The sequence below is a fragment of the Pseudomonas sp. 6D_7.1_Bac1 genome (assembly GCF_025465945.1).
GTDB lineage: Bacteria > Pseudomonadota > Gammaproteobacteria > Pseudomonadales > Pseudomonadaceae > Aquipseudomonas.
Genome location: NZ_JANLNW010000070.1, coordinates 1 through 22,886, shown reverse-complemented (window position 1 = coordinate 22,886; position 22,886 = coordinate 1). Strand labels below are relative to the sequence as shown.

At 59.9% G+C, this 22,886-nt stretch carries 21 protein-coding genes and 1 pseudogene; 9 read left to right on the top strand and 13 right to left on the bottom strand.

What is annotated here, in order from left to right:
* Positions 1–50: 50 nt before the first annotated feature.
* Both NTD87_RS28115 and NTD87_RS28110 read right to left on the bottom strand, forming a co-directional pair.
* Entirely contained in the window at positions 51–779 is a 729-nt protein-coding gene (locus tag NTD87_RS28115; protein WP_401124617.1) for a methyl-accepting chemotaxis protein, read from the bottom strand.
* Between the two features lie 129 nt (positions 780–908).
* Positions 909–1,841: pseudogene (locus NTD87_RS28110) on the bottom strand (cache domain-containing protein); the annotation flags it as partial.
* A 522-nt stretch (positions 1,842–2,363) separates the two neighbouring features.
* On the opposite strand from NTD87_RS28110, the gene NTD87_RS18425 reads away from it, so the two are divergent.
* Both NTD87_RS18425 and NTD87_RS18420 read left to right on the top strand, forming a co-directional pair.
* A complete protein-coding gene (locus tag NTD87_RS18425) occupies positions 2,364–3,257 on the top strand; it encodes a PA4780 family RIO1-like protein kinase (protein WP_262115520.1) in 894 nt (297 codons plus the stop codon).
* A gap of 237 nt (positions 3,258–3,494) precedes the next feature.
* The gene (locus tag NTD87_RS18420) at positions 3,495–4,730 is read left to right on the top strand and encodes an MFS transporter (protein WP_262115518.1); all 1,236 of its coding nucleotides are present in this window, start codon (positions 3,495–3,497) and stop codon (positions 4,728–4,730) included.
* On the opposite strand, the gene cueR is transcribed toward NTD87_RS18420, so the two are convergent.
* The 3 genes from cueR to NTD87_RS18405 all read right to left on the bottom strand — a co-directional run bounded on the left by cueR (position 4,684) and on the right by NTD87_RS18405 (position 7,948).
* On the bottom strand, positions 4,684–5,097 hold the full coding sequence (gene cueR, locus NTD87_RS18415; RefSeq protein ID WP_054594157.1) for a Cu(I)-responsive transcriptional regulator: 414 nt from the start codon (positions 5,095–5,097) through the stop codon (positions 4,684–4,686). The two genes, NTD87_RS18420 and cueR, sit on opposite strands and share 47 nt — an antisense overlap.
* Positions 5,094–7,490, bottom strand: a complete 2,397-nt coding sequence (locus NTD87_RS18410) for a heavy metal translocating P-type ATPase (protein WP_262115517.1) — start codon at positions 7,488–7,490, stop codon at positions 5,094–5,096. Before NTD87_RS18410 ends, cueR begins: the two co-directional genes overlap by 4 nt.
* Before the next feature lie 80 nt (positions 7,491–7,570).
* Complete coding sequence (locus NTD87_RS18405) at positions 7,571–7,948, bottom strand: hypothetical protein (RefSeq protein ID WP_262115515.1); 378 nt, start codon at positions 7,946–7,948, stop codon at positions 7,571–7,573.
* A gap of 146 nt (positions 7,949–8,094) precedes the next feature.
* On the opposite strand from NTD87_RS18405, the gene NTD87_RS18400 reads away from it, so the two are divergent.
* Positions 8,095–8,295, top strand: coding sequence for a heavy-metal-associated domain-containing protein (locus NTD87_RS18400; protein ID WP_262115514.1), 201 nt, complete (start codon positions 8,095–8,097; stop codon positions 8,293–8,295).
* Between the two features lie 94 nt (positions 8,296–8,389).
* Positions 8,390–9,583 (top strand): multidrug effflux MFS transporter, encoded by a 1,194-nt coding sequence (locus NTD87_RS18395; RefSeq protein ID WP_262115513.1) that lies wholly within the window; start codon positions 8,390–8,392, stop codon positions 9,581–9,583.
* A 1-nt stretch (position 9,584) separates the two neighbouring features.
* Here NTD87_RS18395 and NTD87_RS18390 read toward each other — a convergent pair whose 3' ends face one another.
* Positions 9,585–9,755 (bottom strand): hypothetical protein, encoded by a 171-nt coding sequence (locus tag NTD87_RS18390; RefSeq protein ID WP_262115511.1) that lies wholly within the window; start codon positions 9,753–9,755, stop codon positions 9,585–9,587.
* 541 nt (positions 9,756–10,296) lie between these two features.
* Here NTD87_RS18390 and NTD87_RS18385 point away from each other — a divergent pair.
* Entirely contained in the window at positions 10,297–11,031 is a 735-nt protein-coding gene (locus tag NTD87_RS18385; protein WP_262115509.1) for an ArsR/SmtB family transcription factor, read from the top strand.
* 136 nt (positions 11,032–11,167) lie between these two features.
* Complete coding sequence (locus NTD87_RS18380) at positions 11,168–12,550, top strand: MFS transporter (protein ID WP_262115507.1); 1,383 nt, start codon at positions 11,168–11,170, stop codon at positions 12,548–12,550.
* 117 nt (positions 12,551–12,667) lie between these two features.
* Here the strand turns inward: NTD87_RS18380 and NTD87_RS18375 are convergent, their stop codons facing one another.
* From NTD87_RS18375 to NTD87_RS18360, 4 genes are all read right to left on the bottom strand, one after another.
* Positions 12,668–13,621, bottom strand: a complete 954-nt coding sequence (locus NTD87_RS18375) for an adenosine deaminase (RefSeq protein WP_262115506.1) — start codon at positions 13,619–13,621, stop codon at positions 12,668–12,670.
* A gap of 167 nt (positions 13,622–13,788) precedes the next feature.
* Positions 13,789–15,147, bottom strand: coding sequence for an 8-oxoguanine deaminase (locus tag NTD87_RS18370; protein WP_262115504.1), 1,359 nt, complete (start codon positions 15,145–15,147; stop codon positions 13,789–13,791).
* A gap of 269 nt (positions 15,148–15,416) precedes the next feature.
* Positions 15,417–16,103: an SDR family oxidoreductase gene (locus tag NTD87_RS18365; protein WP_262115502.1), complete on the bottom strand. Its 687-nt coding sequence runs from the start codon at positions 16,101–16,103 to the stop codon at positions 15,417–15,419.
* A 28-nt stretch (positions 16,104–16,131) separates the two neighbouring features.
* The gene (locus NTD87_RS18360) at positions 16,132–16,482 is read right to left on the bottom strand and encodes a MerR family transcriptional regulator (protein WP_262115501.1); all 351 of its coding nucleotides are present in this window, start codon (positions 16,480–16,482) and stop codon (positions 16,132–16,134) included.
* Between the two features lie 82 nt (positions 16,483–16,564).
* Here NTD87_RS18360 and NTD87_RS18355 point away from each other — a divergent pair, with 82 nt between their 5' ends.
* Complete coding sequence (locus NTD87_RS18355) at positions 16,565–17,017, top strand: hypothetical protein (protein ID WP_262115499.1); 453 nt, start codon at positions 16,565–16,567, stop codon at positions 17,015–17,017.
* Positions 17,018–17,356: 339 nt separating this feature from the next.
* Here NTD87_RS18355 and NTD87_RS18350 read toward each other — a convergent pair whose 3' ends face one another.
* From NTD87_RS18350 to NTD87_RS18340, 3 genes are all read right to left on the bottom strand, one after another.
* Positions 17,357–17,938, bottom strand: coding sequence for an IMPACT family protein (locus tag NTD87_RS18350; protein ID WP_262115497.1), 582 nt, complete (start codon positions 17,936–17,938; stop codon positions 17,357–17,359).
* 11 nt (positions 17,939–17,949) lie between these two features.
* Positions 17,950–18,612, bottom strand: coding sequence for a TetR/AcrR family transcriptional regulator (locus tag NTD87_RS18345; RefSeq protein ID WP_262115496.1), 663 nt, complete (start codon positions 18,610–18,612; stop codon positions 17,950–17,952).
* Positions 18,613–18,722: 110 nt separating this feature from the next.
* On the bottom strand, positions 18,723–19,643 hold the full coding sequence (locus NTD87_RS18340) for a LysR family transcriptional regulator (protein WP_262115494.1): 921 nt from the start codon (positions 19,641–19,643) through the stop codon (positions 18,723–18,725).
* A gap of 138 nt (positions 19,644–19,781) precedes the next feature.
* Between NTD87_RS18340 and NTD87_RS18335 the strand changes: the two genes are divergently transcribed.
* Positions 19,782–21,131 carry an aspartate aminotransferase family protein gene (locus NTD87_RS18335; RefSeq protein WP_262115492.1) on the top strand — a complete coding sequence of 450 codons (1,350 nt, stop codon included), beginning with the start codon at positions 19,782–19,784 and terminating at the stop codon, positions 21,129–21,131.
* Positions 21,132–21,206: 75 nt separating this feature from the next.
* On the top strand, positions 21,207–22,700 hold the full coding sequence (locus tag NTD87_RS18330; protein WP_109627832.1) for a CoA-acylating methylmalonate-semialdehyde dehydrogenase: 1,494 nt from the start codon (positions 21,207–21,209) through the stop codon (positions 22,698–22,700).
* Positions 22,701–22,886: the final 186 nt, after the last annotated feature.

Here is a 22,886-nt window from a genome sequence, read left to right as displayed (position 1 = left end):
GTCCTTGTGGGAGCGAGCCTGCTCGCGATTGACCGCGAAGCGGTCGCCGGTCAGGTTCTAAACCGTCGCACCAACCCGTCCAGCTCATTCGACAACCCCGCCAGGCTCTGGGAGTCGAGCCGTGCCGAGTTGGCCAGTTCGGCCACCAACTGCGCATCGCCATGGATCTGGCTGATGTGGCGATTGATGTCTTCGGCGACCTGATGCTGTTCTTCGGCGGCCGTGGCGATCTGGGTGTTCATGTCGCGGATCACGTCCACCGACTCGCGAATCTGCCCAAAACTGTTGCGCGCTTCGCCGATGCGGCTGACCGATTGTTGCGACACCTCAAGGCTGGCGTGCATTTGCTGGGTGACCTGACTGGTGCGTTTGGCCAGGTTGCCGAGCAGTCCGTCGATTTCCGCGGTGGAATCGGCGGTACGCTTGGCCAGTGCACGAACCTCATCGGCCACCACCGCAAAGCCGCGACCCTGCTCGCCGGCGCGGGCCGCTTCGATGGCGGCGTTCAGCGCCAGCAGGTTGGTTTGCTCGGCGATGGAACGGATGGTGCCAAGGATCGACTGAATGTCATTGCTGTCGCGCTCCAGCTGTTGCATCGACTGCGCCGATTGTTCGATCTCCTGGCTCAACTTGTCGACGCTGTTCACGGCGGCATCGATCTGCTGCTGACCTTCGCGAGCCTGACGCTGTCCGCTGTCGGCCGATTCGGCGGCCTGGCTGCACGAGCGCGCGACTTCGTTGGCGGTGGCGACCATTTCGTGGAACGCCGTGGACACCATGTCCACCGCTTCACGCTGACGCCCGGCGGCTTCGGCCATGTCGCTGGAGACCTGGGTTGCGCTCTGGGAGTTGGCGAGGATTTTGGTCGCGGCGCCGCCGATGTGCTGGATCAGGCTACGAATCGCGGCGAGGAACTGGTTGAACCAGTTGGCCAGTTGCGCGGTTTCATCGCTGCCACGGATCTCCAGGTTCTGGGTCAGGTCACCCTGACCTTGGGCGATGCCTTCCAGACCGCTGGCAACGCTGCGGATCGGCCGCACGATGAGGCTGGCGAAACTGGCGCCGACCACGGCAAAGAGTACGGCCAGTACGGCGGCGATGATCGCGATCAACCAGGTCAGTTGCGTGGCGGAGTTCATCACATCGGTTTGCTTGATCAGGCCGACGAAGGTCCAGCCCAGTTGCTCCGACGGCCAGACGTTGGCCATGTAGCGCTCGCCGTTCAGCTCGATTTCCACCAGGCCTTTGCCGGCCTTGGCCAGTTGCGCGTAACCGTCGCCCAGGCTGCTCAAGGATTTGAAGTTATGCTCTGGTTGTTTCGGGTCGACCAGCACGGTGCCGTTGTTTTCCATCAGCATCAGGTAGCCGGTTTCACCGAGTTTGATCTGCTTGACGATCTCAGTGAGCTGCTTGAGCGTCACGTCGATGCTGACCACGCCGCCGTTGGCGCCCAGCTTGTTGTCCAGGGTGCGCACGGTGCTGACGTAGGTTGCGTCATCGGCGGCCCAGTAATAGGCCTCGGTGCGCAGTGGCTTGCCGGGTTTGGCCTGGGCGGCTTGGTACCACGGGCGCTGGCGCGGGTCGTAATTGGCCAGCTTCGGATCATCAGGCCAGGACACGTAACCACCGGCGCTGGTGCCGACGATGGCGTAAGCGTACGCGGGGTGACTGGCGCCCATGTCTTGCAGCAAGGCGAACACCTGCTTGTCCATCTCGCCTTGCGGGATCTGCGTCGCGTTGGCACTCATGTAAGTCTTGAGGCTGGCGTCGGTGTTTTTGATCAGCGGCTGAGAGGCCAGGTAGTTGACGTTCTGGCTGATGCTGTCGAAGAACAGTTGCATGGCGTTGCTGACCTGGCGGATCTCTCGACCGCTGCCGTCAACAAAATTCTCTTTGGCATCGCTGCGCAGGTTCATGACCACCATGGTGGCAACCAGCACGACCGGCAAGCAGGCAATGATTGCAAACGCCCACGTCAGTTTTTGTTTGATGTTCATCCGCGCTCCCGATTTTTCTTGTTAAGCCCACGTAGTGCTGATGACTCGCGGATTGTCGGACAATTACCGTTCTCTTTGATGACTTCGGCCGCCAGCAGGGGAAATTGAGGGCTATTGAAAAAAATCCTACAAAGAGTGGGTTGGCTGATCTCAGACTCTGTCGCAAATGCCTTCTGATCCAGTCGCCAACGTACGGCTGACTCTCAGCTATGATCTTCGTCGGCCGACAGGTTTGCCTGATTAATCTGGCACATTGAGTGCTTGCGCAACGTTCATAGGTCGGCAAATCCTCCCCGCCGTGCGAGGATTGCCGTATAACGAATGATATTCGCGTGTTTGGTAATAAAGGACCCACAATAAAAGCTGATGAAGACTCCAAAACGCATTGAACCGCTGATCGAGGACGGTCTGGTTGACGAGGTGCTGCGCCCACTCATGAGTGGTAAAGAAGCAGCTGTTTATGTGGTGCGCTGCGGTAACGAGTTACGTTGCGCGAAGGTCTACAAGGAGGCGAATAAACGAAGTTTTCGTCAGGCGGCCGAGTATCAGGAAGGCCGCAAGGTGCGCAACAGCCGTCAGGCTCGCGCGATGGCCAAGGGCTCCAAGTTCGGTCGTAAAGAAACCGAAGACGCCTGGCAGAACGCCGAAGTTGCGGCGTTGTTCCGTCTGGCCAGTGCCGGAGTGCGAGTGCCCAAGCCGTTCGACTTCCTGGAAGGCGTGCTGCTGATGGAGCTGGTGGCGGATGAGTTCGGCGATGCCGCGCCGCGTCTCAATGACGTGGTGCTGGAAGCGGATCAGGCGCGCGAGTACCACGCCTTCCTGATTTCGCAGATCGTGCTGATGCTGTGTACTGGCCTGGTGCACGGTGACCTGTCCGAGTTCAACGTGCTGCTGACCCCGGACGGCCCAGTGATCATCGACCTGCCCCAGGCGGTGGACGCTGCCGGCAACAACCACGCGTTCAGCATGCTGGAGCGTGATGTGGGCAACATGGCTTCGTACTTCGGGCGCTTTGCCCCGGAGTTGAAACGGACCAAGTACGCCAAGGAAATGTGGGCCCTGTATGAAGCCGGCACCCTGCACCCGGCCAGCGTTTTGACCGGCGAGTTCGACGAGCCGGAAGAGCTCGCGGACGTTGGCGGCATCATGCGTGAGATCGAGGCCGCGCGCCTTGATGAGGAGCGTCGGCAAGCGGTTCGCGCCGCAGACGATGCTCCGCCGAGCAAAACCGAAGAACCGCCTCCACCGTGGATGCAGTGATCGGTTGACGAGAAACCCGGCTTTGGCCGGGTTTTTTGTGGGTGTCCTGCCCGAAAATTAAATTCAACATAGAACCACTGTGGGAGCAGCCTGCTCGCGATAGCGGTGTGTCAGGTAACCTCAATGTTGGATGTGCCGGTCTCATCGCGAGCAGGCTCGCTCCCACATGAGTATCCGCAGGTTGTTAAATCGCGTTAACTGCACGGCACCCAAGGTAACTCTCGGTCAAGGACGATTGTGAACACCGAACCCACGCCCCACCAATCCACCCGCAACGCCCAACTGATCATCGCTGCGCGCCTGGTCTCGGACTTCGGTGCTTTTCTCAACATGGTGGCGCTGGCCACTTACGTTTACCTGCTGAGCAACAGCGCCATGGCCGTCGGGATCTTTCTCGCCAGCCGGGTGGCCGGTGGAATTTTCGCCAGCCTTATCGGTACCGCATTCTACCGACGCCGGGGCGGGCGCTTGCCGCTGGTAGCCTTTGATCTGCTGCGTGCCGGGCTGTTAGGCCTGTTGCTTGTGCTGCCGGTGTCACAGCAAGCGCTGCTATTACCGGTGATCGCTTTTGGCCTGGGGTTTGGCAACTCGATGTTCGCCATCGGCCTTAACAGTCAGTTGCCGCACATGATCGCTGGGGAACAACTGCTGAAGACCAATGCCTGGATCACTTCGGCTTCGTCCGCAGCGATGGTTGGCGGGAGTCTGGTTTCCGGGTTGCTGGTGGCAGGTTTTGGCTTTGAAACGGTGTTTGCGCTGAACGTTGTCACTTATCTGTTGGCGGCGCTATTCATTGTGCCGTTGCGATTTTCCAGGCCTGAACCGAGTGCTGAGCCAACCCACAATCGTGGCGAATGGACCGTGCTGCGCCAAGGCCTGCGCAGCTCACCGGTCATCGCTGCGATGCTGGCGCTGGCGATGGCCGACACCCTGGGCAGTGCCGCGCACAACGTGGGTTTCCCGATCATTTCGAAACTGCTGACACCTGAGTCGGCCAGCACCACGCTGGGCCTGATGTTGGCGGTCTGGGCGTGCGGCAAGTTGATCGGCGCACGGGTGGCCAGTCGCTTGCCGGGGTCGGAGAACTCAAACCTGGAACGGCGGTTTTTCTTCGGCGTATTGTTGATGTCCAGCGGCTTCATTCTGATGTTCCAGCAACAGAGCCTTTACGGCTTGCTGCTGTTTGCATTACCGGCGGGATTGGGCGACGGGTTTTCCGAGGTCGGGCTGATGTCGCGCTTGCAGCGTGAACCGGACAGTCTTCGCCTGCCGATTTTCAGCTTTCTGACCTTGCTGCAAATGACCGGGTTCGGCGTCGGCATGTTGATCGCCGCGCCGTTCTACGGTTGGTGGGCACCCGGTATGGTGGTGGCGCTGTTTCACGCAATTCCCCTCAGCACCCTGCTGGTGCTGAAGGTGTTGGCGATCAGGGGCGAGCGGGCTCGGCGCAGCAGCCCGACGCCAGCTCCTTGAGAATCGGGCAGTCCGGGCGGTGATCGCCCTGACAATGTTCCACCAGATCCTGCAAGGTATCGCGCAACTGGCCGAGCTCGCGGATTTTCTGGTTCAGCTCATCGATGTGCTGGCGGGCCAGTGCCTTGACGTCGGCGCTGGCCCGTTGGCGGTCCTGCCAGAGGGTCAGCAATTTACCGACCTCTTCCAGAGAAAACCCGAGATCGCGTGAACGCTTGATGAACGCCAGGCTGTGCAGGTCATCATCGCCATAGATGCGATAGCCGCTGTCGGTGCGATGCGCGGCCTTGAGCAGGCCGATCGATTCATAATAGCGAATCATCTTGGCGCTCAGGCCGCTGTGTCTGGCTGCTTGACCGATGTTCATTCAACGTCCTCCAGGTCTTTCGGCTTCCAGGTTTTGAGCAGTAAAGCATTGCTCACCACACTGACGCTCGACAAGGCCATCGCCGCACCGGCCAGTACCGGGTTGAGCAAGCCGAACGCTGCCAGCGGAATCCCGATCAGGTTGTAGACGAAGGCCCAGAACAGGTTCTGGCGGATCTTCGCATAGGTCTTGCGGCTGATCTCCAGCGCCGCCGGCACCAGCCGAGGATCGCCGCGCATCAGAGTGATCCCGGCCGCGTGCATCGCAACGTCGGTGCCGCCGCCCATGGCGATACCGATATCCGCCGCCGCCAGCGCCGGAGCGTCGTTGATGCCGTCGCCAACCATTGCCACCACGCCGGTCTTTTTCAGCTCGGTGACGGTCGAAGCTTTTTCGGCCGGCAGCATTTCGGCGTGGACGTTACGGATGCCCAGCGCCTCGGCAACCACCCGGGCACTGCCACGGTTGTCGCCCGTCAGCAGGTGGCTGCCGATGTGTTGCCCCTGGAGTTCTTCAATAGCTTGCAGCGCGCCAGGCTTGAGGGTGTCACCAAAGGCGAACAGTCCCAGCACGCGCGGCGCGGGGCTTTGCTCGACCAGCCAGGACAGGGTCCGACCCTCGGCTTCCCAGGCCTTTGCAGCATCGGCCAAGGGGCCGGCGCTCAAGCCGCTTTCTTCCAGCAGACGGCGGTTACCCAGCGCCAACCGGCGGCCTTCCAGCGTGCCGGCAATGCCGCGACCGGTCAGTGATTGGCTGGCGCTGACATCGGCCACCGACAAGTCACGCTCGGCGCAGGCGTCCAACACGGCTTTGGCCAGTGGGTGTTCGCTGCCGCGTTGCAGGGCGCCGGCCTGTTGCAGCAGCGTTGCTTCGTTGCCATCGATGGCGCGCAAGTGAGCGATGCGTGGGGTGCCGGACGTCAGTGTGCCGGTCTTGTCGAACACCACCACGCTGACTTCATGGGCGCGCTCCAGTGCTTGCGCGTCCTTGATCAGAATCCCGTGACGTGCGGCCACGCCGGTGCCGGCCATGATCGCCGTGGGCGTTGCCAGGCCCAGCGCGCAAGGGCAGGCGATCACCAACACCGCGACAGCGTTGATGACCGCCGTTTCCAGCGGCGCGCCGTACAGCCACCAGCCGATCAAGGTCGCCAATGCCAACAGCAACACCACTGGCACGAACACCTGACTGACTTTATCCACCAGCCTTTGAATCGGTGCCTTGCCGGCCTGGGCGTCTTCCACCAGACGGATGATTCGCGCCAGCACGGTTTCCGCGCCAAGGGCCTGAGTCCGAACCAGCAGCCGGCCTTCGCCGTTGATCGCACCGCCAGTGACTTTGTCGCCGGGTTGTTTTGGCACCGGCAGGCTTTCACCGCTGATCAGCGCTTCGTCGGCGTGGCTCTGGCCTTCGACCACTTCACCGTCTACCGGGAAGCGTTCGCCAGGTTTGACCAGTACCAGATCGCCCAGGCGCAACGCGCTGATGGCGACATCCTGTTCATGGCCGTCGATCACCTGAATCGCTCGCTCCGGCCGCAAGGCTTCAAGGGCGCGAATGGCGCTGGCGGTCTGGCGTTTGGCGCGGCTTTCCAGGTATTTTCCCAGTAACACCAACGCGATCACCACCGCTGAAGCTTCGAAATAAAGGTGCGGCTCGCCGCCAGCGCTGGCGGTGACCCAGAGGTAAATGCTCAAGCCATATCCAGCGCTGGTGCCTAGGGCTACCAGCAGGTCCATGTTGCCTGCGCCCGCCTTTACGGCCTTCCACGCGGCGACATAAAAGCGTGCGCCGAAGATGAATTGCACCGGGGTTGCCAACGCAAACTGCGCCCAGGCCGGGAGCATCCAGTGCAGGCCGAACGGCTGTATCAGCATCGGCAGCACCAGCGGCAAGGCCAGAGCGATTGCCAGCAGCAAGCTCCATCGTTCACGGCGCAGACGTTGTTCTTGATCGGTGTGGGTGGACTGCTCGGCTTGCCAGACGCTGGCGATGTAACCGGCCTTGCTGACTGCGCCGATCAATACGTGGGGCTCGATCTGACCGAGCAGTTCGAGGTGTGCGCGTTCGTTGGCCAGGTTAACGCTGACCCTTGTCACTCCGGTGATTTTACTCAAGGCACGTTCGACCCGACCGGCGCACGAGGCGCAGGTCATCCCGCCGATGCTCAGCTCCAGACTATGGGAGGGCACGTTGTATCCGGCTTGCTGCACCGCTTCCATCAGCGCCGGCAAGCTGTCGCGAGGGGCCTGGACACGAGCTTGCTCGGTGGCCAGATTGACGCTGACGGCACTTGCGCCGAGAACTTTACTCAACGCACGCTCGACACGCCCGGCGCAGCTGGCGCAGGTCATACCGGAGATCGGTAGATCGAAGGTGGTGGAATCGGACATCGGTCTTACTCCCTGTAGAAATGACCTACAGGATCAACCTTGCCACGCGGGCAAGGTCAAGCGCCAATCTGTCCTGTGGGTCAATACCCCAATGATGCCTTCTTGAGGTACATGCCTTGCGGGTTCATGGCGATGCGGAACTTCAAGATGTCACCCGCGCGCAACGTGATGTTCTGCGAACCGGGGGCCAGCATCCCGGCGTTGCAGCCTGGTGCCTGGCCGGGTAGCAGTTTGAGCCGCAAGGAGTAGCTACCCGGCGGCAAGTTGAACGAAGTGCTCTGTTCCTGGAACAGTCGCGCCGACAACTGATCCTGGACGTACACGCCAATCTCGCACGAGGTCGCGACTTCCAGGCGCTCGCGAGAAATGATCAGCACACCGTAGTCTTCGGCGCTGGCCGAGGGCGCGGCGGCGAAAAGACTGAGCATGCCGAGTAGGCTGAAAACTGACCAGCGCATGGCTGCATCTCCTGCTTTTGAGTCATTGATGGCGCAGCTTGGCCGAGCGCGACGCTGATTGCCAGCCCGGCAGATCACTTTAGAACTTGACCTTGTCACGATGGCAAGCTCAAGACTGGCTTCCACCTCATCAAAGGAGCTCTCTCATGCAAGTATTCAACGTTCAAGGAATGTCGTGTGGTCACTGTGTTCGGGCCATTACCCAGGCACTGCAAGCCAGGGATCCGGCGGCCAGCGTTCGGGTTGACCTCGCGGCGAAGGAAGTGGGCGTCGAGAGCGGTGAGCTGTCGGCTGATCAAGTCATCCATCTGATCAGCGAAGAAGGTTATGAGGTGAAGCTGGCCTGAACCTTTTTATTAGTTAGCGACCTATCGGAATGTTCAAGGCGTCCAAGCGCGGCTAGACTGTCGGGCTGCCGACTGACGTATAACTGGACGCCTGATGAACCTCCGTACCATTCTGATTCTTGGCGCCCTGAGCGCTTTCGGGCCGTTGGCCATCGATTTTTATCTGCCAGCCTTTCCGGCCATGGCGGCGGCTTTCGGCACCGATGAAAAACATGTTCAGCTGACCCTGGCGGCCTACTTCCTGGGCCTGTCGATTGGCCAGTTGGCTTACGGCCCGGTGGCTGACCGCTTCGGCCGACGCATTCCGCTGCTGGTGGGTGTCGGCCTGTTTACCCTGGCATCGCTGGTGTGCGCGTTTGCGCCGAGCCTCGAGTGGTTGATCGCCGCACGTTTCGTCCAGGCGTTGGGCGGCTGCGCCGGGATGGTGATTTCCCGTGCAGTGGTCAGCGACAAGTGCGACGCGGTGGGTTCGGCGAAAGTCTTTTCCCAGTTGATGCTGGTGATGGGCCTGGCACCGATTCTTGCACCGATGCTTGGCGGTCTGCTGGTCAACCTGCACGGCTGGCAGTCGATCTTTATCGCGTTGACGGCGTTCAGTGCGTTGGCGGCCCTGGCGGTTGCAGTGGGCCTGCCGGAAAGCTTGCCGGCCAATCAGCCACGTCAACCATTGTCAGGTTCCTTGCGCCAGTACGGTCGACTGCTCTCTGACAAGATTTTTCTCGGCCATGCCTTGACCGGTGGCATCGCCATTGCCGGGATGTTTGCCTACATCGCCGGTTCACCTTTCGTATTCATCAAGCTTTACGGTGTCCCGGCCGAGCACTTCGGTTGGCTGTTCGGCACCAACGCGGCGGGCTTCATTTTGGTAGCTCAGGTCAACGCGCGGTTGCTCTCCAAACGCGGCCCGGCATTTTTGCTGGCGCGCACCGTATGGATTTATCTGGCGGCAGGCCTGACGTTGCTGGCGGTCAGTTCACTGCATACCGAGCATTTGTGGCCGTTGTTGATTCCACTGTTTGTCTGCATCGCAAGTCTGGGTTGCATCATTCCCAACGCGTCGGCGTGCGCCATGAGCGGGCAAGGCGCGCGCGCGGGCAGTGCCTCGGCAATGCTCGGTTGCTTGCAGTTCAGTGTTGCCGCCGGTGCGGCTGCGTTGGTGGGCGTGTTGCACGATGGCACCGCCATGCCGATGGCGATGGTCATCAGTCTGTGCGGAGTATTGGTGGTGAGCGTCGCGATGCTCACCCGCCGGCTGCAAATCGCTCGGGTAGCGCAGGCCGTGGTTTGAGTCAGCCGGCTGCTCGCTGCTGGCGTTGGGGGAGGTAATGAGGAGCTTGCAATCGGGCCTCAAGGGTCGAGGTAAAAGCACGGGCTTCGGCTTCACTGCGGAAGTTCACTGCGTGGTTGTCCAGGCGGACCTGCCACTGGGACTTTGCCAATTCTTTTATCAGGATCTTCATTGCTGACTTCCTCACGTAAAAATTGCGCTGCGAGAGGCTCGATTGTAGACCCGAATTTGATCGCTGTTGTGACGCGGATCAACTCCTCAGACTGACGGTGTAGTCCGTTTCTGATACAGCAATCGGAACACACTGCCATCTAAATCCTTCTGCGTGAAATGCTCGAATCGCGATGTGCCACATTGTCGGGGCATTTACCGACAATGTTCGTCTCGGGCGAGTAGTCGCACGCAAATAGGGAAAATTCTGGCAGGAACTATCACCTCCAAAAGCGCCCTGCGAGCAGGAACCGAAGATCATCGCGCTTATACTAATGCCTGCCCGACGTCGCACCGTTGTTCGCGAATTTGCGAAACCTCGTTCAAACCGGTTGGACGCTGCGCTGATCGTCGTTGAGCCCGGTCGGGGTTTTCAAAGAGGCTTGTCGCATCCGTTGGTTACACCGCCCGGCTTTTGGCGGTTTTCACGCCTTGGCCGGCAGCACATGACTGGCCAAGATGTCCCAGAGCAGTAGACAAATGATTCAACAGGGAGTGAATACATGGAACATGCACCTTGCATCAGCCAGATAGCCACGTTGCTGGCAGACCCGAAGCGTAGCGCGATGATGTGGGCCTTGATGGACGGAACTGCACGACAATCAGAGGAGTTGGCATTGCTGGCAGGCTTGTCGCCGTCATCGGCCAATGCGCATCTGGGGCGTTTGTCCGGCGGTGGACTGTTGAAAGTCGAGGAGCGTGGGCGCAAGCGGTTTTTCCGGCTTGCGGCTCCCGAAATCGCCGCAGCGGTTGAAGCGCTGGCCAGCGCCACTCTGGCCAGTTTACCAGGCAAGGTTCCAGCGTTGCTCAAGCGCACCGCCCCATTGACGAAAGCGCGAACGGCACCTTCTTCATTGCTTCGGGCCAGGCTCTGTGAAGACCATCTGGGGGGAAGTCTGGCGGCCGATCTGTATCAGCGGATGCTGGATGCCGGCTGGATCGAACAGTTGGACAAGCGCGTCATCGTGACCCACAAAGGTGCCAATCAGTTTGCGACCCACGGCGTGTTCATTCAGGCATTGGCTCACAGCACCTCCAGCGTTGCCTGCGCCTGCCCTGACTGGAGCGAGCGCCGACCACACCTGGGCGGCACACTGGGGGCCGCGGTGTTGCAACTGTTCATGCAATCCGGCTGGTTGCATCTGCCCAGCGACACACGCGTTCTGCAGATCACGGCGGCCGGCCAGCGTGAAATCGATCTGTTCGCCAAAGAGGCCGAGTTGGAAATGGCCCTTTAGCAGCGCTTGATGTCGACGTCTGTGGCCAGTGGTTTCAGACGTCGCTCAGAGCTGTGGCCAGGTCGTATCCAGCAATAGTCACCCCAGGCGATCCCGCACACTCGATTCGGGGATTATCGAGTTGGGGGCATACAGCATGGATACGCAAGGCTATAGCGCGGCAGAACGTCTGGAGCGACTGCCCATCAGCGGTTATCACCGGATCATTTTCATCATTATTGCCCTGGCGTTTCTCTTCGACTCCATGGACCTGGCAATGATGACGTTCCTCCTGGGTTCGATCAAAGCCGAGTTCGGCTTGAGCACGGCGCAGGCCGGGTTGTTGGCCAGTTCGAGTTTCTTCGGCATGGTGCTCGGCGCGTCATTGTCCGGGATGCTCGCCGACCGCTTCGGGCGCAAACCGGTGTTCCAGTGGAGCATCGTGTTATGGGGTATCGCCAGTTACCTCTGTTCTACGGCGCAAACCGTCGAGATGCTGACGCTGTTTCGTGTCCTCCTGGGGATCGGCATGGGCATGGAGTTTCCGATCGCCCAATCGATGTTGTCCGAACTGATCCCGGCCAAGCGGCGCGGGCGCTATATCGCGTTGATGGATGGTTTCTGGCCGCTGGGGTTTGTGGCGGCGGGCGTGTTGTCTTACTTTCTGTTACCACTGATTGGCTGGCGCGATATTTTTCTGGTGTTGGCGGTGCCTGCAGTGTTTGTGCTGGCGATCCGCTTCTTCATTCCCGAGTCGCCACGCTGGCTGGAACAGGCCGGGCATCACGCCGCCGCGGACAAGGTTTTGCAACGCATTGAAGACAAGGTGCGTGGCTCGCTGGGGCGCACCGACCTGCCAGAGCCGATTCGTTTGCCGAGGATCGAGAGTCGCCCGGGCCACTTTTTCTCGGCCTTGCGTGAAATCTGGTCGCCGCTGTATTACCAGCGCACGATGATGATCTGGAGCGTCTGGTTTTTTGCCTTGCTGGGTTTCTATGGCCTGACGTCCTGGCTCAGCGCATTGCTGCAACAGTCGGGGTTTGCCGTAACGCAGTCGGTGTATTACACCGTGCTGATTTCCCTCGGCGGGATTCCCGGGTTTCTCATGGCTGCCTGGCTGGTGGAGCGTTGGGGGCGCAAACCGGTGTGCATCATCACTTTGCTCGGTGGTGGGGTGATGGCTTTTTTGTATGGGCAGAGCGCGGTGTTTGGCGGCAACGTCAGTCTGTTGATCAGTTCCGGTCTGCTGATGCAGTTCTTCCTGTTCGGCATGTGGGCCGTGCTCTACACCTACACCCCGGAGCTCTATCCCACTTCGGCGCGGGCTACCGGTTCCGGGTTTGCCTCGGCGATTGGCCGGGTCGGCTCATTGCTCGGGCCATTGGTCACCGGGCTGGTGTTCCCGATCACCGGGCAAGGTGGGGTGTTCGCCTTGGGCGCGATGTGTTTCGCGATTGCCGCGGGCGTGGTCTGGCTGTTCGGGATGGAAACGCGGGGCAAGACGCTGGAGGAGTTGAGTGAGGCAGTGACCGTCGGTTGAAGTTGAACCCTGTGGGAGCGAGCCTGCTCGCGATAGCGGCTGGACAGACGCCGTTGCAGTGACTGTCAGACCGTCATCGCGAGCAGGCTCGCTCCCACATTGGTTTTGCGGTGAGGCTTACGGTTTGACCAACCGCGCATCCAGGCTGTTCTGCGCCAGACGCTTGGCCTGATCCTGGGTCATGCCCAAATGGGTGTACAGCGCATGGAAGTTCTCGGTGACATAACCGCCGAAATACGCCGGGTCATCCGAGTTCACTGTGACCTTCACACCACGCTCAAGCATGTCGAGAATGTTGTGCTGGGACATGTGATCAAACACGCACAGCTTGGTATTGGACAGCGGGCATACGGTCAGCGGAATCTGCTCGTCGATGATCCGCTGCATCAGGCGTTCGTCTTCGATGGCGCGCACGCCATGGTCGATACGCTGGATTTTCAGCAGATCGAGGGCTTCCCAGATGTACTCCGGCGGGCCTTCTTCACCGGCGTGAGCAACGGTCAGGAAACCTTCGTGACGGGCGCGATCGAACACGCGCTGGAACTTGCTTGGCGGGTGACCCATCTCTGAGCTGTCCAGGCCGACGGCGACAAACGCATCGCGGAACGGCAGCGCCTGGTCGAGGGTTTTCTGGGCTTCTTCTTCGCTCAAGTGGCGCAGGAAGCTGAGGATCAAACCGCTGGTGATGCCCAGTTGCTGCTCACCATCTTTCAATGCGCTGGCGATGCCGTTGAGCACCACTTCGAACGGCACCCCACGGTCGGTGTGGGTCTGCGGATCGAAGAACGGTTCGGTGTGAATCACGTTCTGCGCCTTGCAACGCAACAGGTAGGCCCAGGTCAGGTCGTAGAAATCCTGAGAGGTGCGCAACACATCGGCGCCTTGGTAATACAGATCCAGGAACTCTTGCAGGTTGTTGAAGGCGTAGGCCTTGCGCAGGGTTTCAACGTCGCTCCACGGTAGGGCAATCTTGTTGCGTTCGGCCAGGGCGAACAGCAACTCAGGCTCCAGCGAGCCCTCCAGGTGCAGGTGCAGTTCTGCCTTGGGCAGGGCGTTCAGCCAGTCGTACATATTCTTTTCTCATCAGGTGCAGATGGCGAACATTCTACAGATGCTCGCTGAAACAATGAGTAAAACCTGACCAGCCGGTTCAGCAAACCACCTCCTGTACCCGACGATAAGCGTAAGGTGTCGGCCAGCGTGGGCAACACCTAGCCGTTGCCCACGATGGCGTCAGGTCAGACGCCGCTGATCAACTGCCGCGCCGCCTGACTGTGATCGGCAATCAAACCTTTCAGATCCAGCCCTTCAACCTGCCCATCGATCACTCGCCATTTGCCGCCGACCATCACCCGGTCCGCACGGTCAGCACCACACAGCAGCAGCGCCGAAATCGGGTCATGGCTGCCGGAGAAGCGCAGTTCATCGAGTTTGAACAACGCCAGGTCCGCTTGCTTGCCCACCGCCAGTTCGCCAATATCGCTGCGACCCAACAGCTTCGCCGAACCCTGGGTGGCCCAGCCCAGCACCAGCTCCGGGGTGATTTTCTCGGCGCCATAACGCAGCCGTTGCAGGTACAGCGCCTGACGGGTTTCGAGGATCATGTTCGAGGCATCGTTGGACGCCGAACCGTCGACCCCCAACCCGAGTGGTGCGCCGGCAGCGGTCAGATCCAGGGTTGGGCAGATACCCGACGCCAGGCGCATGTTCGAGCTTGGGCAATGGCAAATGCCGGTGCCCGCCGCGCCGAGGCGGGCGATTTCGTCGGGGTTGAAGTGAATGCCGTGGGCCAGCCAGGTGCGCGGGCCGAGCCAGCCGACGCTGTCCAGATAGTCCACGGTGCGCAGGCCGAAGCGTTGCAGGCAGAAGTCTTCTTCGTCGAGGGTTTCGGCCAGGTGGGTATGCAGGCGTACATCCAGCGTGTTCGCTAGTTCGGCACTGGCCGACATGATCTGCGGCGTGACCGAGAACGGCGAGCAGGGCGCCAGGGCGATCTGGATTTGCGCACCTTCGCCACGTTCGTGGTACTCGGCGATCAGGCGCTGGCTGTCGGCGAGAATCACCTCCCCTTGCTGTACGGTTTGCTGTGGCGGCAGGCCTCCATCCTTTTCGCCGAGGCTCATCGAACCACGGGTCAACATGGCGCGCATGCCCAGTTCACGCACGCTTTCGACCTGCACGTCGATGGCGTTTTCCAGGCCATCGGGAAACAGGTAATGGTGGTCGGCGGCAGTGGTGCAACCCGACAGCAGCAATTCGGCCAAGGCCACCTTGGTCGCCAGTGCGAGCTTTTCCGGTGTCAGTCGGGCCCAGACCGGGTAGAGGGTTTTCAACCAGGGGAACAGCGGCTGATTGACCACCGGCGCCCAGGCGCGGGTCAGGGTTTGATAGAAGTGATGGTGGGTGTTGATCAGCCCCGGCAGGATCACATGCTCGCGGGCATCGAAGATTTGTCCACAGGGCGTCGCCGGTTGTTGGCCGACACCGAGCACTTCGACGATCAAACCGTCTTGCAGCACCAGGCCGCCACGGGCATCGAGGCCGTTGGCAGTGAAGATCGCGAGGGGATTTTTTAACCAGATACGGGTCGCAGGCATTTGCCGGCTCCTCTGAAAGTTGGGTTCAGGTTCGCCAGCTCAGTGTTGCCCTGTCTGCTGATCCAGGGTCGCCGCGGGGACGAGTGCGAAGTTTCGATCAAAAGCGCTTTTCGGGCAAGTGTCGCTACCACAGGACCGACGCATGACCTGTGGGAGCGAGCTTGCTCGCGATGACGACTTTACATCCAACGCTGATGTCGACTGTCAGTCGGCTATCGTCGGATCGCCGCCCGGAGCAAGCTCGCTCCCACAGGGGATGGGGTGTGGTGTTACCAGGGAATGGTTTCACCTTTGTAATTGATGAAGTGATGCCCACCCTTGCCAGCGTAAGCATTCACCTGATCGACCAGCCCACGGGTACTGGTGTCGACATCGATGTCTGCGCCTTCGCCGCCCATGTCGGTCTTCACCCAACCCGGATGCAGCGACAGCACGGTGAGTGTCTGTTCGCCCAACTGCGTGACGAAGCTGTTGGTCATCGAATTCAGCGCCGCCTTGCTGGCCTTGTACAGTGCCAGCTCTGGTGCGTCAGGCATGGTCACGCTGCCGAGCACTGAACTCATGAACGCCAATACGCCGCTGCCTTCGCGGATCTGTCCGACGAAGCGCTGGGCCAGATTGATCGGTGCCACGGCGTTGGTGAAGAACAACTGGCCCACCTCGGCCAACGTTGCGCCGCCCGGTGTCTGCACCTCCGGGCCTTTGACCCCGGCGTTGACGAACAGCAGGTCGAACACCTGGTCTTTGAGATGTTGGCTGAGGGCGATCACTGCTTGTTGATCGTCCATGTCGAGTTTTTCAATCTGCACCTTGCCCAGTGCCCGCAACGCCTCGGCGTTCTGCGGGTTACGCACCGTGGCGGTGACGTGCCAGCCGTCCGCCAACAGGGTTTTCACCAGCCCGAGGCCCAAGCCCCGTGAGGCGCCGATGATCAGTGCGGTTTTTGCCGTAGACATGAGTGGCTTCCTTGAAAAAAAAAGAGGGTCATGGGTTCAATGGACAGCGTTGCCCGAGCCGTTGCTGCAACTCCTGACGTAACTCGCCCAGCTCGAAGATCCGGGTTTCGATCAGGTTCAGTTTGTCTTGCAGCAGTTGACTGACGGCGCTCGAAGGGTCGGGTGCCTGCCACAGCGAGGAGACGCTGCTGCCGATCTCGCCCAGCGTAAAGCCCAGGCGTTGTGCTGTCTTGATGTAGAGCACCAGTTGCACCATTTCCTCAGGATAGTCGCGGTAACCGTTGGCGCTGCGTTGGGCGGCGATCAATCCGCGCTGCTCGTAGAAACGCAAGGTATCGCGGCTGACGGCGCTGGCCAGGGCTAATTCACCGATGCGCATTTTCTCTACTCGTTGAGGCTTGACCCTGGAGCATACTCCAGGCTTTAGCCTGTTTGCTCCTCGAATCATTGGAGTCGTATCCATGTGGACCCCTTCGCAATACCAAAATCTGGTGCGCAGCAGTGCCTGGTATGACCTGATCGTCACGGCCGCATTTGTCACACCCTGGACGTTTACCGTGCTACACGGCTTGCTGCTGAGCCTCAGCCACACCTTGAACCTGCCGGGCGAACTCCCACCGTTCGAACCCATGCACATGCTGATGGCTAATTTGCTGGGCTCGATAGTGTGCGTCTGGTCGGTGCTGCGCATACGTGACCCACAGCAGGTATATGGCCGCTATGACGCAGCAGGACGGTTTCTGTTTGCCGCCTGGCAGGCATATGCGCTGGCCCATGGTGCGACTACGCTGTTGGTGGTTTTCCTGTTCTTTGAATTGGCATGGGGTGTCGCTCAAGTGTTGCCTGTGCGGCAGTCATCGCGGGCAAGCCCGGCTCCTGCAGGATTGGTCCTCAGTAATCTGGTTAAAAAATGATCATCAGGCTACGAGCTATGCCGGCTATGCAACTGCGCGAGCCATGAACGGGTTATCCACAGGTTGCTCCACAGTATTTGTGTGCAAGCCCAACGCTCGGGCATAAGCACTAAGAGGCTTTGTTCTAATGGTGCTAAACCGCCCTAACTGTTTGTTTTGCAGCGGAATTGGACGCGTGGATGGCGAATTGAACGAAAAATGATCAATGGCCGCAAAGCCACGTTGCAGAAGGGTTACAGCGCGATGTGCTCAGGTTATCCACAGTCGGGTGCACAGCGGTTGTGGGCAAGTGTCGGGAAGGTTGGCATGGGGTCAATGCCTCCAAAAATCGCAACGTTGTCAGTGCTGCAACACAATCCGTCCGCGACTCAAATCCGCCAGTTGGCTCTGCAAGGTATCGATCTGCGTCGCACCGACGGCCAGTTGCAGTTCCACACCGTTGGCCGTGAAGGTTTCTTCCACCACCAACCCGCCCAGTTCCGCCACCCGCAGTTTGACCAGCGCCAATTCGCTGAAACCGCAGGCACAGCTGACCGGCACTCGGCTGATCAGGGCAATCCGTTCGGCGCCTTGCAGACACTTGTTGGCGCTGCCACCGTACGCACGGGCGAGGCCGCCGGTGCCCAGTTGAATGCCGCCGTACCAGCGAATTACCACGACCGCGACCTGGTCGCAGTCCTGCGCTTCGATCGCCGCGAGTATCGGCCGGCCAGCGGTGCCGCCCGGTTCGCCATCGTCACTGCTGCGGTACTGATCGGCGAGTTTCCAGGCCCAGCAATTGTGTGACGCGTTCAGGTCGCTGTGCTGCTCGATAAACGCCTGCGCCTCGGCAGCACTGCTGATCGGTGCCGCGAGGGCGATAAAGCGGCTTTTGCGAATCTCTTCGCGGTATTCGCAAAGACCGACAAGGGTGAATGGCATGGCTGAACGTCTTAAATGGCAGGAGTGAGGCCGCAGCCTTTGAGAATGATACGAATCAGATTATCGCCGGCGTCTTCCATGTCCTGTTTGGTCAGCTTGGTGCGACCGCTCACGCGGCAGATTTGAGTCGCGAAGTCGGCGTAATGCTGAGTGCTGCCCCACAACAGGAAGATCAGGTTCACCGGGTCCACGGGGTCCATCTTGCCGGCATCGATCCAGGCCTGAAACACATTCGCGCGGCCCTGGAACCAGGCGCGGTAATCCTGGTTGAAGTACTCGGTCAGGCATTCACCGCCGCTGATGACTTCCATGGCGAACACCCGCGAGGCTTGTGGCTGGCGGCGGGAAAATTCCATCTTGGCGCGTATGTAGCGGGTCAGCGCTTCAGTCGGATCGTCGTCGCACGTCAGGGTATTGAAGGTGCTGTCCCACAACTGAATGATGTTGCTCAACACCGCGATGTACAGCCCAAGCTTGTTGGTGAAGTAGTAATGCAGATTGGCCTTGGGCAGCCCGGCGTTTTGCGCGATGGTGTTCATGCTGGTGCCCTTGAAGCCGTGACGGGCGAATTCGACTTCGGCGGCTTTGAGGATCGTCTCTTCGTTCTTCTGACGAATACGGCTGGCGGGTTTGCCGGGGTGAGCACCTGCGTGGGCTGGGATTTCAAAGGTCATGGACGTTTCCGGGCTGGTCAATGGGTGCGCCTGTGCGTTGATAGCGCACCCACAGAAATCCGACAAGTCTTGTCGCCATAAAAGCCTTAAAACGAGGGTTTTCAAGGTTTTTAGCGGGTCGCCGCGAGGCTCTCCAGGAAGCTTTCCAGCACCAAATGTGGGCGACGCCCCTTGCGCGTGACCGACGCCAGGCTCAGGTCATAAAAGCGTGCGTCGGGTTTGAGCGCGCGCAAGCGACCTTGCTGCAGCCACAGGCTGGCGTAATGGTCCGGCAGGTAACCGATGTAGCGCCCGGTCAGAATCAGAAACGCCATGCCTTCGCGGTCCGATGCGCTGGCGGTGCAATTGAGGGCCTGGTAATGCGCCTGGATCTCGGCCGGTAAACGGAAGGTCGGGGCGATGGCGTCCTGGCTATTGAGGCGTTCATCGTCCAGCTGTTTATCGTCGACATAAAACAGCGGATGACCGACCGCGCAGTAAAGCAGTGAGCGTTCGCTGTACAGCGGCTGATACTCAAGACCCGACAACGCACTGGCCTGTGGCACCACGCCGACATGCAAGCGACCGTCGAGCACACCTTGTTCGACTTCGTTGGGCGCGATCATGCGGATCTGGATCTGCACGTCCGGCCCGCGCTCTTTCAACTGTGCCAGTGCATGGGTGATGCGCATGTGGGGCAGGGTGACCAGGTTGTCGGTCAGGCCAATGGTTAATTCGCCGCGCAAGTGCTGGTGCAGCCCGTTGACCTCGGTACGGAAACTTTCCAGCGCACTTAATAGTTGCAACGCCGATTGATAGACCTCGCGACCTTCTTCCGTCAGCGAGAACCCGGCGCGACCACGCTGGCACAAGCGCAGGCCAAGACGTTGTTCGAGATCGCTCATCTGCTGGCTGATGGCCGAGCGTCCAATCCCGAGCACGCTTTCCGCCGCGGAGAAGCCGCCGCATTCGACCACACTGCGAAAGATCCGCAGCAGGCGGATATCAAAGTCACTGACTTGCGCCAGTGGGTCGGGTCGGCGGCTGCTCATGCTTCTTACTCGAAAGTTTAGTGGATGGCTGACTGAAGGTTACAAAAGTTGGATTTCACCGACTTTATCGCCGTGGCAACTTAGCTGCAACAACGCTTTTAATCCCTACGCCGCTTATTGCCCTGCGAGGTTTTGCTCATGAACGTGCCTGAAAACGCTCCGGTCTCCCTGGCCAGCCAACTCAAACTTGATGCTCACTGGATGCCATACACCGCTAACCGCAACTTCCAGCGTGACCCACGTCTGATCGTTGCCGCTGAAGGTAGCTACTTGATCGACGACAAGGGCCGTAAAGTCTATGACTCGCTGTCCGGTCTGTGGACCTGCGGTGCCGGGCATACCCGCAAGGAAATCCAGGAAGCAGTCGCCAAGCAATTGGGCACCCTCGATTACTCGCCGGGCTTCCAGTACGGTCACCCGTTGTCGTTCCAGCTCGCCGAGAAAATCACCGATCTGACCCCGGGTAATCTGAACCACGTGTTCTTTACCGACTCCGGTTCCGAGTGCGCCGATACGGCAGTGAAGATGGTCCGCGCCTACTGGCGCCTGAAAGGCCAGTCGAGCAAAACCAAAATGATCGGCCGTGCCCGCGGTTACCACGGCGTGAACATCGCCGGCACCAGCCTGGGCGGCGTTAACGGCAACCGTAAGCTGTTTGGTCAGGCGATGATGGACGTCGACCACCTGCCGCACACCCTGCTGGCCAGCAATGCCTATTCCCGTGGCATGCCGAAAGAGGGCGGTATCGCTCTGGCCGATGAGCTGCTCAAACTGATCGAGTTGCACGACGCGTCGAACATTGCTGCGGTGTTCGTCGAGCCAATGGCCGGTTCTGCCGGTGTACTGGTTCCGCCGCAGGGTTATCTGAAGCGTCTGCGCGAAATCTGCGATCAGCACAACATCCTGCTGGTATTCGATGAAGTCATCACCGGCTTTGGTCGTACGGGCTCGATGTTTGGTGCTGACAGCTTCGGCGTGACCCCGGACCTGATGTGCATCGCCAAGCAAGTCACCAACGGCGCCATCCCGATGGGCGCGGTGATCGCCAGCTCGGAGATCTACCAGACGTTCATGAACCAGGCGACGCCGGAATATGCGGTGGAATTCCCGCACGGTTACACCTATTCCGCGCACCCGGTGGCCTGCGCTGCTGGCCTGGCGGCACTCGACTTGCTGCAAAAGGAAAACCTGGTGCAGAGCGTGGCCGAAGTCGCGCCGCATTTCGAGAATGCCCTGCACGGTCTGAAAGGTTCGAAGAACGTCATCGATATCCGCAACTACGGTTTGGCCGGTGCGATCCAGATCGCTGCGCGTGACGGCGACGCCATCGTGCGTCCGTTCGAGGCAGGCATGGCGCTGTGGAAGGCTGGCTTCTATGTGCGCTTCGGCGGCGACACCTTGCAGTTCGGCCCAACCTTCAACAGCAAGCCGCAGGACCTTGATCGTCTGTTCGATGCAGTCGGCGAAGTACTGAACAAGATCGACTGATTCCTCCCTCTATATAAGAACAAACAACAGGCGCCCAGCGATGGGCGCCTGTGGACAACTTTTCAGGAGCCCCGCATGAGCCTCATCCCGCATTTGATCAATGGTGAACTGGTGACCGAAGACGGTCGCACTGCCGACGTGTTTAACCCGTCCACTGGCCAGGCGATCCACAAATTGCCATTGGCCAGCCGTGAAACCATTCAAAAAGCCATCGACTCGGCCAAGGCTGCATTTCCGGCCTGGCGCAACACGCCACCGGCCAAGCGTGCTCAGGTGATGTTCCGTTTCAAGCAATTGCTCGAGCAGAACGAAGCGCGTATTGCTCAATTGATCAGCGAAGAGCACGGCAAGACGTTGGAAGACGCTGCCGGTGAACTGAAGCGCGGTATCGAGAACGTCGAGTTCGCCTGTGCGGCACCGGAAATCCTCAAGGGCGAGTACAGCCGCAACGTCGGCCCGAACATCGATGCCTGGTCGGACTTTCAGCCGTTGGGCGTAGTGGCCGGTATCACGCCGTTCAACTTCCCGGCGATGGTGCCGCTGTGGATGTATCCGCTGGCGATCGTCTGCGGTAACTGCTTCATCCTCAAACCGTCCGAGCGTGATCCAAGCTCGACGCTGCTGATCGCTCAGCTCCTGCTGGAAGCGGGCCTGCCCAAAGGCGTGTTGAGCGTGGTTCACGGTGACAAGGCTGCGGTAGATGCGTTGATCGAAGCACCTGAAGTCAAAGCGCTGAGCTTTGTCGGCTCGACGCCGATTGCCGAATACATTTACGCCGAAGGCACTAAGCGCGGCAAACGTGTCCAGGCACTGGGCGGGGCGAAGAACCACGCGGTGCTGATGCCGGATGCCGATCTGGATAACGCGGTCAGTGCTCTGATGGGCGCGGCTTACGGTTCCTGTGGTGAGCGTTGCATGGCGATCTCGGTGGCCGTGTGCGTCGGCGATCAAGTGGCGGATGCGCTGGTGGCCAAATTGGTTCCGCAAATCAAGGCGCTGAAAATCGGTGCTGGCACTTCCTGTGGTCTGGACATGGGGCCGCTGGTTTCCGGGCAGGCTCGCGACAAAGTCAGTGGCTATATAGAAGACGGCGTTTCTTCTGGTGCTTCCCTGGTCGTCGATGGTCGTGGTCTGAGCGTTGCCGGTCATGAGGAAGGCTTCTTCCTGGGTGGCTGCCTGTTCGATAACGTCACGCCAGAGATGCGCATCTATAAGGAAGAGATCTTCGGGCCGGTGCTGTGCGTCGTCCGGGTCAACAGCCTGGAGGAGGCGATGCAGCTGATCAACGATCACGAATACGGCAATGGCACTTGTATCTTTACCCGTGACGGCGAAGCAGCACGGTTGTTCTGCGACGAGATCGAAGTCGGCATGGTTGGGGTCAACGTTCCGCTGCCGGTTCCTGTGGCGTATCACAGCTTTGGTGGCTGGAAGCGTTCGCTGTTTGGCGATCTGCATGCTTATGGCCCGGATGGAGTGCGTTTCTACACCCGTCGCAAGGCAATTACCCAGCGCTGGCCACAGCGCGCGAGCCATGAAGCTTCGCAGTTCGCATTCCCTAGCTTGTAAGTAGAAGGGCAGAAGGCCGGTCCCTCTATTGAATAGGGGGACCGGCCTTCGTGTTTTCGGGGCTTTTTGACCGATATGACAGATTTATGAAAATAGGTGTTGACGGCAGATTCTGGAAGTCTATAATTCGCCCCACTTCCGGCGCAGTCGAAACGGAAAACTCCTTGGTAAACAAAGAGTTACGCA